Source organism: Aliibacillus thermotolerans (genome assembly GCF_027853235.1).
Lineage (GTDB): Bacteria > Bacillota > Bacilli > Bacillales > Marinococcaceae > Aliibacillus > Aliibacillus thermotolerans.
In genome coordinates this window covers 1-1406 of record NZ_WKJG01000099.1, presented here as the reverse complement: position 1 = coordinate 1406, position 1406 = coordinate 1, and the positions used below count along the sequence as shown (strand labels likewise).

Here is a 1406-nt window from a genome sequence, read left to right as displayed (position 1 = left end):
AGATGGGCCCGCGGCGCATTAGCTAGTTGGTGAGGTAACGGCTTACCAAGGCAACGATGCGTAGCCGACCTGAGAGGGTGATCGGCCACACTGGAACTGAGACACGGTCCAGACTCCTACGGGAGGCAGCAGTAGGGAATCATCCGCAATGGGCGCAAGCCTGACGGTGCAACGCCGCGTGAGTGAAGAAGGTTTTCGGATCGTAAAGCTCTGTTATTCGGGAAGAACAAGTAGCGGTCGAAGAGGCCGTTACCGTGACGGTACCGAATCAGAAAGCCCCGGCTAACTACGTGCCAGCAGCCGCGGTAATACGTAGGGGGCAAGCGTTGTCCGGAATTATTGGGCGTAAAGGGCGCGCAGGCGGTCCTCTAAGTCTGATGTGAAAGCCCACGGCTCAACCGTGGAAGGTCATTGGAAACTGGGGGACTTGAGTGCAGGAGAGGAGAGTGGAATTCCACGTGTAGCGGTGAAATGCGTAGAGATGTGGAGGAACACCAGTGGCGAAGGCGGCTCTCTGGCCTGTAACTGACGCTGAGGCGCGAAAGCGTGGGTAGCGAACAGGATTAGATACCCTGGTAGTCCACGCCGTAAACGATGAGTGCTAGGTGTTAGGGGTTTCGACGCCCTTAGTGCCGGAGTTAACGCATTAAGCACTCCGCCTGGGGAGTACGACCGCAAGGTTGAAACTCAAAGGAATTGACGGGGGCCCGCACAAGCGGTGGAGCATGTGGTTTAATTCGAAGCAACGCGAAGAACCTTACCAGGTCTTGACATCTTCTGCTACTTCTAGAGATAGAAGGTTCCCCTTCGGGGGACAGAATGACAGGTGGTGCATGGTTGTCGTCAGCTCGTGTCGTGAGATGTTGGGTTAAGTCCCGCAACGAGCGCAACCCTTGACCTTAGTTGCCAGCATTGAGTTGGGCACTCTAAGGTGACTGCCGGTGACAAACCGGAGGAAGGTGGGGATGACGTCAAATCATCATGCCCCTTATGACCTGGGCTACACACGTGCTACAATGGATGGTACAAAGGGAAGCGAAGTCGTGAGGCGGAGCGAATCCCAAAAAGCCATTCTCAGTTCGGATTGCAGGCTGCAACTCGCCTGCATGAAGCCGGAATCGCTAGTAATCGTGGATCAGCACGCCACGGTGAATACGTTCCCGGGCCTTGTACACACCGCCCGTCACACCACGAGAGCTTGCAACACCCGAAGTCGGTGAGGTAACCATTTGGAGCCAGCCGCCGAAGGTGGGGCAGGTGATTGGGGTGAAGTCGTAACAAGGTATCCCTACCGGAAGGTGGGGATGGATCACCTCCTTTCTACGGAGTAAATTCCGAGTCGATTCGAAACATTGGTTTCGAAAGGGCGCTTATGACTTTCATTCAATTTTGAGAGGATACCCTCT

At 55.1% G+C, this 1406-nt stretch carries 1 rRNA gene; it reads left to right on the top strand.

Annotated features, from left to right (window positions below):
* Positions 1 to 1320: ribosomal RNA gene (locus GJS40_RS13415) — 16S ribosomal RNA — on the top strand; the annotation flags it as partial.
* Between the last annotated feature and the right edge of the window lie 86 nt (positions 1321 to 1406).